8 protein-coding genes and 1 pseudogene are annotated in these 7,821 nt (G+C 70.8%); 4 read left to right on the forward strand and 5 right to left on the reverse strand.

All coding sequences use genetic code 11. From position 1 onward, the window contains the following. The 4 genes from RMO85_RS15045 to RMO85_RS15060 all read right to left on the reverse strand — a co-directional run. Positions 1 to 995, reverse strand: a 995-nt coding sequence (locus RMO85_RS15045) for a GTP-binding protein (RefSeq protein ID WP_310529538.1), incomplete at its 3' end; no start/stop codon positions are given. Positions 996 to 1,025: 30 nt separating this feature from the next. Beyond that, complete coding sequence (locus RMO85_RS15050; protein WP_310529539.1) at positions 1,026 to 2,501, reverse strand: carboxyl transferase domain-containing protein; 1,476 nt, start codon at positions 2,499 to 2,501, stop codon at positions 1,026 to 1,028. Next, positions 2,498 to 3,667: a CoA transferase gene (locus RMO85_RS15055; RefSeq protein WP_310529540.1), complete on the reverse strand. Its 1,170-nt coding sequence runs from the start codon at positions 3,665 to 3,667 to the stop codon at positions 2,498 to 2,500. The genes RMO85_RS15050 and RMO85_RS15055 overlap by 4 nt, the downstream gene beginning before the upstream one ends. A 4-nt stretch (positions 3,668 to 3,671) precedes the next feature. Beyond that, complete coding sequence (locus RMO85_RS15060) at positions 3,672 to 4,991, reverse strand: SLC13 family permease (protein ID WP_310529541.1); 1,320 nt, start codon at positions 4,989 to 4,991, stop codon at positions 3,672 to 3,674. 97 nt (positions 4,992 to 5,088) lie between these two features. Here RMO85_RS15060 and RMO85_RS15065 point away from each other — a divergent pair, with 97 nt between their 5' ends. Both RMO85_RS15065 and RMO85_RS15070 read left to right on the forward strand, forming a co-directional pair. Further along, complete coding sequence (locus RMO85_RS15065; protein ID WP_310529542.1) at positions 5,089 to 5,817, forward strand: FadR/GntR family transcriptional regulator; 729 nt, start codon at positions 5,089 to 5,091, stop codon at positions 5,815 to 5,817. After that, positions 5,814 to 6,575, forward strand: a complete 762-nt coding sequence (locus RMO85_RS15070; protein ID WP_310529543.1) for a sulfite exporter TauE/SafE family protein — start codon at positions 5,814 to 5,816, stop codon at positions 6,573 to 6,575. The genes RMO85_RS15065 and RMO85_RS15070 overlap by 4 nt, the downstream gene beginning before the upstream one ends. 11 nt (positions 6,576 to 6,586) lie before the next feature. On the opposite strand, the gene RMO85_RS15075 is transcribed toward RMO85_RS15070, so the two are convergent. Next, complete coding sequence (locus RMO85_RS15075; protein ID WP_310529544.1) at positions 6,587 to 6,964, reverse strand: DoxX family protein; 378 nt, start codon at positions 6,962 to 6,964, stop codon at positions 6,587 to 6,589. 114 nt (positions 6,965 to 7,078) lie between these two features. Here RMO85_RS15075 and RMO85_RS15080 point away from each other — a divergent pair, with 114 nt between their 5' ends. Together RMO85_RS15080 and RMO85_RS15085 are read left to right on the forward strand one after the other, a co-directional pair. Next, on the forward strand, positions 7,079 to 7,564 hold the full coding sequence (locus tag RMO85_RS15080; RefSeq protein WP_310529545.1) for a MarR family transcriptional regulator: 486 nt from the start codon (positions 7,079 to 7,081) through the stop codon (positions 7,562 to 7,564). A gap of 4 nt (positions 7,565 to 7,568) precedes the next feature. Further along, positions 7,569 to 7,821 (forward strand): annotated as a pseudogene (locus tag RMO85_RS15085) (GNAT family N-acetyltransferase); the annotation flags it as partial.

Consider the following 7,821-nt stretch of genomic DNA (forward strand, 5'->3'; position numbering starts at 1 on the left):
GCGAAGGGCCGACCGGTCGCGGCGTGCGTGACGACCATGCCGCGGTCGAAGGTCCCGGACACGATGCGGGCGTAGGCCATCCGGTCACGGTGCGCGGCGTTCATCCCGGACTGCACCTTGAACACGAAGGCACTGAAGTCGTCGCCGACGCGGCGCGGCGCGCCGTCCACGCCGGCGACGGTGCCGGGTGCCGGGGCGAGGTCGAGCAGGAGGTCGAGCAGCTGGGCCACGCCGAAGTTCTGCAGGGCGCTGGCGAACATCACCGGCGTCGTCTCACCTGCGAGGAAGCGCTGCTGGTCGTGATCGGCGTCGTCGGCCGATAGCAGCTCGTGCTCCTCGACCGCGTCCGCCCACACCGCGGCGTCTGCGGCTCCCACCGCGTCGGCGGGCATCCGGAGCTCGGGGGCACGAGTGGCGCCACCGGCCGTGCGGGTGTACTTCACGAACTCGCCCGTACGTCGATCCAGCACCCCACGGAAGTCGCCGGCCTCGCCGACCGGCCACGTCAGCGGCGTCGGCCGCAGCTTGATCTGCTGCTCGATCAGGTCCATCAGCTCCAGCGCCGCCAGCCCCGGGCGGTCCCACTTGTTGATGACGGTGATCACCGGGATGCCCCGCAGGGCGCAGACCTTGAAGAGCTTGAGCGTCTGTGGCTCGAGCCCCTTGCCCGCGTCGACCAGCATGACGGCCGAGTCGACGGCGGAGAGCACGCGATAGGTGTCCTCGGAGAAGTCACTGTGCCCGGGGGTGTCCACCAGGTTGATCACGTGGTCGCGGTAGACGAACTGGAGGGCGGCCGACGTGATCGAGATACCGCGCGCCTTCTCCATGTCCATCCAATCGGAGACGGTGGCTCGACGCCCGCCCTTGCCGTGCACGGCGCCGGCCTCGGTGATCACCCGGGCGTGCAGGGCCAGGGCCTCGGTGAGCGTGGACTTGCCGGCGTCGGGGTGGCTGATGACGGCGAAGGTACGGCGCTGGCGTTTGTCGGACACCTGCAGAAGTTACCCGCCAACCCGGCCGTGTCAGGAATGCCGGCGGGTTTGGCACGTGCACAGCACTGCTCCGGGGCACTCGACGGGCTTGGTCATCTCGCGCAGTCGTACGGCGCACTCGGCGGCGACGGCCAGGGCCAGCTGCTCGGCCGTCTCGCCCACCACCTCGGGCACCACGTGGTGCACCGTGCCGGACCGGTGGAGGTCGATCGCACGCACCTCCTGCTGCTCCGACATCTCGGCAGCGTGGCTGGTGTCGCCGTGGTGCACGATGGCGCTCGCCCCCTCGGGCGGCAGCGGCGAGAGCCAGGCATTCTCGGCGGCGATGACCGTCCGGGCGGGCAGCAGGGCGAGTGCCCCTCCTCCGCAGCCCTGACCGAGCACCACCGACAAGGTGGGCACGGTCATCGTGACCATCTCGGCGATGCAGCGGGCGATCTCGCCGGCGATGGCTCGTTCCTCGGCGTGCCGTGAAAGCGCGGCACCCGGGGTGTCGATGACGGTGACCAGGGGAAGCCCGAGCTCCTCAGCCAGGCGCATCCCGCGGCGCGCCTCGCGAAGCGCACCGGGCCCCATGGGCGTCTGGGGGGTCTGCCGGGTGCGGTCCTGTCCGACGACGACGCAGGGCTGGCCGTCGAGTCGGGTGAGCGCCACGATCAGCGTCTCGTCGCGCTCGCCCTCGTCGGTGCCCGCGAGACGCAGCGTGCGCGAGCCGGCGTGACGCAGCAGGTCGCGCACACTGACGCGCCCGTCGGCCCGGGTGTGCTCGATCGAGGCCCACGCCGATCCCTCGTTGCCGACCTCACCCGTACGGCGCGGCAGCGTGGGTTCGTCGGGATCATCGACGAGCACCGCAAGTGCCCGGTCGACGAGCTCCGGCAGGTCTTCGGCCGCGACGACGGCGTCGATCACGCCGCGGGCCGCGAGGTTCTCGGCGGTCTGTACGCCGCTGGGGAACGGCTCGCCGTTGAGTGCCTCGTAGACCTTGGGGCCGAGGAAGCCCACCAGGGCGCCGGGCTCGGCGACCGTGACGTGGGCCAGCGAGCCCCAGGACGCGAAGACGCCGCCCAACGTGGGGTTGCGGAGGTAGACGAGGTAGGGCAGTCCGGCGGCGCGGTGTGCCATCAGCGCACGCGAGATCTCGATCATCCGGACGAACGCCGGAGTGCCTTCCTGCATGCGAGTGCCACCCGAGGCCGTGGTGGCCAGCACCGGCAGGCCCTCGGCGGTCGCCCGTCGTACGGCGGCGGCGATGCGGTCGGCGGCGGCGCGGCCGATCGAGCCGGCGAGGAAGCCGAACTCGTTGGCCAGCACCGCGACCGGTCGGCCGCGCATCAGCCCACGGCCGGTGAGCACCGACTCGTCGGTGCCGGCCTTCTCGGCGGCGCGTTCGAGGGTTGCCCGGTAGGCGTCGGGGTGCCCGGAGACGTCGATGGGCTCGTCCCACGACTCGAAGGAGCCGTCGTCGAGCACCAGCGCCAGTAGCTCGCGGGCGTTCGCCGTCACGCCCCCTCCAGCCACGCTCGAACGGAGCCGCCGTGCTCATCGAGCGCGGGTGGAGCGTCGTGGTCACGCCGGGTCACTTCGTCACCGTCGGCGGCGAAGAACCGCAGTGGTGGGCCGGGCAGTGTGATCGTGCCGAGCGTGCTGTGCTCGACGTCGACGAGCAGGCCCTGGCTGATCGTCTGGTCCCACGCGTAGACCTCGTCCAGGGTGCGCACCTTGCCGGCGGGCACGCCGACGTCGGCCAGCCGGGCGAGCAGCGCCTCGCTGTCCCACTCGGCGAAGGCCCCTTCGACGACTTCGATCAGGCGGTCGCGTGCGCCGACGCGCTCGCCGTTGGTTGCCAGGCCGTCGGTGTCGGGGTCGAGCCCGAAGCCCGCGCAGAAACGACGCCACAGGCCCTCGCTGCCGAGCGCGATCTGCACGGAGCCGTCGCGGCAGTGGAACAGGCCATAGGGCGCGATCGAGGGGTGGTGGTTGCCGCCCGCCCGGCCGACCTCGCCAGCCACCGTCCACCGGGTGCCCTGGAAGGCGTGCACGCCCACGACCGAGGCCAGCAGGGACGTGCGAACAACCGTGCCCTGGCCGGTGCGGTGCCGCTCATGGAGGGCCGCGACGACGCCGTACGCGCCGTACATCCCGGCGAGCAGGTCGGCGATGGGCACGCCGACGCGTTGCGGGTCGGTCGGACCCGAGCCGGTCAGCGACATCAATCCGGCCTCGCCCTGGGCGATCTGGTCGTAGCCGGCCCGGCCACCCTCGGGACCGTCATGGCCGAAGCCGGTGATCGACAGCACCACCAGGCGCGGGTTGCGCTCCTGGAGGACCTCGATCCCGAGGCCCAGCCGCTCGAGCACGCCGGTGCGGAAGTTCTCGACGACAACGTCCGCGCGGTCCACCAGTCGCAGCATCAGCTCGCGGTCGTGGTCGTCCTTGAGGTCGAGCGCGATCGACTCCTTGTTGCGGTTGGCCGAGAGGAAGTACGTCGACTGGCGCGCGTCAGGCTCGCCGACGAAGGGCGGACCCCAGCCGCGGGTGTCGTCGCCTCCGTTGGGCGTCTCGACCTTGATCACCCGGGCGCCGAGGTCGCCCAGCATCATGGTGGCGTGCGGGCCGGCCAGCGCCCTCGACAGGTCGACGACGAGGACGTCGGCGAGCGGTCCGCTCACTGCCTCACCACCCCGGCAGCACGAGGGCTGCCCACACGAGGAGCGGTCCCGCCAACGTGACGATGACGCCGTAGGTGAGGATCTGCTTGTAGTAGACGGGCTCACTGATCGAGTCGGGCCTGTTGGCCAGCATCAGCGCTCCGTTGGTCGAGAAGGGGCTGACGTCGACGATGGTCGACGACACCGCGAGGGCCGCGACGAAGAGCCCGGCACTGATCCCGCCCTCCGCGATCAGGGGCACCCCGATGGGGATGATCACCGGCAGCAGCGCGGTCGACGAGGCGAAGGCGGAGACCACACCACCGACGTAGCACAAGATGAGCGCGCCGATGGCGATGGCGCCCAGGCCTGCGGCCCATTTCCCGACGAACTCGGGAGAGCCGGCGGCGGTGAGGATCGCTGCGTAGGTGCTGACGCCGGCGACCAGGAGCACGGTCGGCCAGGCGATCTGCTTGACGGCGTCCTTGTGCTCCTCGGGCGCGAGCATCGCGAGGATGACGGCCGCGGTGATGGCGACGAAGCCGATGTTCTTGTCGAAGATCAGCGCGATGAGGGCGACCGCCAAGAAGGCGATCAGCGTCAGGACCTGGTCGCGTCGTACGCCGAGGGCCTGGGTCGTCGTCTCGGTCGTCGTGCCCGTGCCACGGGCGGGCACCGAGGCACCGCCGCGGTGCAGGTCGTCCTCGAGGGTGTCCGGCTCGTCGAGGTCCACACGACGGCTCATCAGCTCTCGCCCGCCGAGGGCCACGAAGAGGATGGCGGCCATGATCGTGTTGACGACCAGGCTGGCCAGGAAGACGGTGATCTCGCTCGACGGCAGGCCGGCGTCCTCCATCACCGAGTTGGTGATCGTGCCGTAGATGCTGATCGGGGAGAAGCCACCGGCCTGGGCGCCGTGCACGACGAACATGCCCATCATCAGCGGACTGATGCCGTAGCGACCGGCGAAGCCGAGGGCGATCGGGCCGATGATCGCGCACGCGGCCGGGCTGACCGCGCCGATGCCGGTGAGCACGGCGGTGACCGCGAACATCACCCAGGGGATCAGGGCGACACGTCCACCGACCGCCCGGACGGCTGTCCGCACGATCACGTCCACCGTGCCGTTGTTGCGAGCGATGGCGAACAGATAGGTCACGCCGATCAAGGTCAGGACCAGGTCACCGCTGACGCCGGCGAGGATCTCCTTCTCGTCGAGGTCCAGGGCGTACATGCCCACGAGCCATGCCGCGACGTACGCCAGCGCCCCCATGTTGATGGGCAACACGGTGCCCACGACAAACAGGGCAACCAAGGCGATGATCGCCACCCATTCCGCTCCCATAAGGACTCTCCCTCAGCCATCGGCGTGACCCGTATCACGCACTGGTTCAGTGGCCTAGCCAATAGACCTCTTCGGCATCTGTCAATAGGCTGGTCCCATGGCCGCCCCACCCTCTCCTCCCTCACGCGGCTCCGAGTCGCCCTTTCCCGCGCCACTGGCTCGCGTACGCCTCTACGAGCAGGTGGCCCAGCAGATCTCGGCGTGGATCAGCGAGCACGACCTCCAGCCGGGCGACAAGCTGCCCGCCGAGCGGGAGCTGGCGTCACGCCTCGGCGTCAGCCGAGCCACGCTCAGCCAGGCGCTGGTAGCGCTCGAGGTCATCGGTGCGGTGGCCGTGCGGCACGGTGACGGAACGGTCGTGGCGAAGTCGCCGGGCCCCTCGCGCATCGTCGAAGCCGTCCGTGCCCACGCCGACCGCCTTCCCGAGATCATCGAGACCCGCGACGCGCTCGAGACCAAGATCGCCAGCCTCGCCGCCACCAGGCGGACCGACGAAGACCTGGATCGCATCGAGACCGCCCTCCTCAGCATGGAGATCGACGTCAAGGCGGGCGGGCGGGGGGTGGAGGGCGACGAGCACTTCCACGCCGCGGTCACCGCCGCCGCGCACAGCGGCCTGCTCTCGCGGCTGATGGGGGAGATCGCCCACCTGATCCGCGAGACTCGCATCGAGTCGCTCTCGCAGCCCGATCGCCCGCGCGCGTCGCTGGCCGGCCACCGGGCCATCGCAGACGCCATCCGCGCCGGCGACCCCGAGAGCGCCGCCCGCGCGATGCATGCACACGTCGAGATGGTCAGCGACGTCGCCGTCCTGCGCTCCACGTGACCCCGTTCGAGCAGGTGGCGGTGCTGCTGGCTGGCCTGGGCGCCGGGATCCTGACCTCGACCGTCGGCATCGCGTCCCTGCTGAGCTTCCCGGTGCTCGTGGCCGTCGGCCTGCCACCCGTGGTGGCCAACGTCTCCAACACGCTGGGCATGACCCCCGGCGCCCTCAGCGGTTCGTGGGGCTACCGCAGCGAGCTGCGTGAGTATCTCCGGGCGACCGCGGTGGTGCTGGCGACGTGCGCCGTCGGCTCGGTGGTCGGCGCCGTCCTCCTCCTCGCGCTGCCCGCGACCGTCTTCGAGAGCGTCGTGCCGTGGCTCATCCTCGGCACCTGCCTGCTCGTCGGCGTCCAGCCGCGACTGTCCGCCCGCCTGCGCGCGCGCCGTGGCAGAGAGGCCGAGGAACGGCTTCATGTCTCGCCCGTGACCGCTGGCTTCGCCATTGTCACCGGTGCGTACGGCGGCTACTTCGGCGCCGGCTCCGGGGTGATGATGCTGGCCGTCCTCGGGATCGGGACGGACCTGCCATTTCGGGCCGCCAACGCGCTGAAGACCCTCGCGGTGCTTGCTGCGAACCTCGTCGCCAGCGTGGTCTTCGTCGTTGCCGCCGACATCGACTGGCGTGCCGTCGTCCTGCTCGCGTCCGGTTCGGTCGTGGGCGGGTACGTCGGCGCACGGATCGGCCGTCGGCTGCCGGCTGCGTTGCTGCGCGCCGGGATCGTCCTCGCCGGGCTCGTGGGCGCGCTCCTGCTGTGGCGCTGAGGAGAGGGCGGTCAGCCGGTGAACGAGTAGGGACCGAACCGGCCCCAGGCGACGGCGGCCGCGAGAAGGGCCAGGACCACGTTGATGACGATCATCTGGTTCTCCTTGCGTCGCGCGTGGGTCACCATCGCGCCCACCATCACCAGCACCAGGCCGAGCGCGGCGAGCGGGACCAGTACGGGCGCGATGTCGAGCGCGGCCGGCAGCACCAGGCCGATGGCCGCGAGCACCTCAAGGGCGCCGATGCCCTTGATGGCACCGGCGCTGAAGTCGTCGGTCCACGCCATGTTGGCGGAGAGCTTCTCCTTGGGCTGGGTGAGCTTCATGGTGCCAGCGGCGAGGAAGGCGACGGCGAGGACGCCGGCGATGATCCACAGGACGATGTTCATGCGGGTGCTCCTAGAGGCAGTTACTTCATGCTTGAAGTGAATGCTGGCACAATGACTTCAACCATGAAGTTATTCCCGCGTCGGCCCGCGACTGTGCGGAGTACGTTTCCTGGCATGGACACCAGCAGCGAGCCACGGTGGCTCACGCCCGACGAGCGCGCGGCCTGGCTGGCCCTGGCCAGCGTCACGATGCGACTGCCGGCCGCGCTCGACGCCCAGTTGCGGGCCGACGCCGGGTTGTCCCACTTCGAGTACACGGTGCTCGCCGCCCTGTCCGAGGCGTCGGATCGCACGCTGCGGATGAGCCAGCTCGCGGTCCTTGCCGAGGGCTCCCTCTCCCGCCTCTCTCAAGTCGTGACGCGCCTGGAGAACCGGGGCTTCGTGCGCCGTTCGGCCGACGCGGAGGACGGTCGTTCGACGCTGGCCACCCTGACCGGGGAGGGCTGGGACAAGGTCGTGGCGACGGCTCCGGGGCATGTCGCGGAGGTACGCCGACTCGTGCTCGATCCGCTGACGCGGGCCCAGATCGGGCAGCTGAGCGCCATCGGCCGCCGGGTGATGCGGGCGATCGACCCCCAGGACGAGTGCCCGGGAGGCTGAGCCCATGCCTCGAGCCGCCGCATTCGCCGTACGCCGCGCAACGCCGGCCGACGCCAGGGTGCTCGGGCGGCTCCTGTGGGACTTCAACACCGAGTTCGAGTCGCCGACCGACCCGGCCGACGTGCTGGCCCCTCGGTTCGGTCGACTCCTCGAGCGCGACGACGTGATCGCGCTGATCGCCGGTGAAGCGGACGGCTTCGCCCTCGTCACCTTGCGCCCGGCGATCTGGTTCGACGGCCCCGTCGCCCAGCTCGAGG

This window comes from Nocardioides sp. (assembly GCF_031422975.1).
Classification (GTDB): domain Bacteria; phylum Actinomycetota; class Actinomycetes; order Propionibacteriales; family Nocardioidaceae; genus Nocardioides.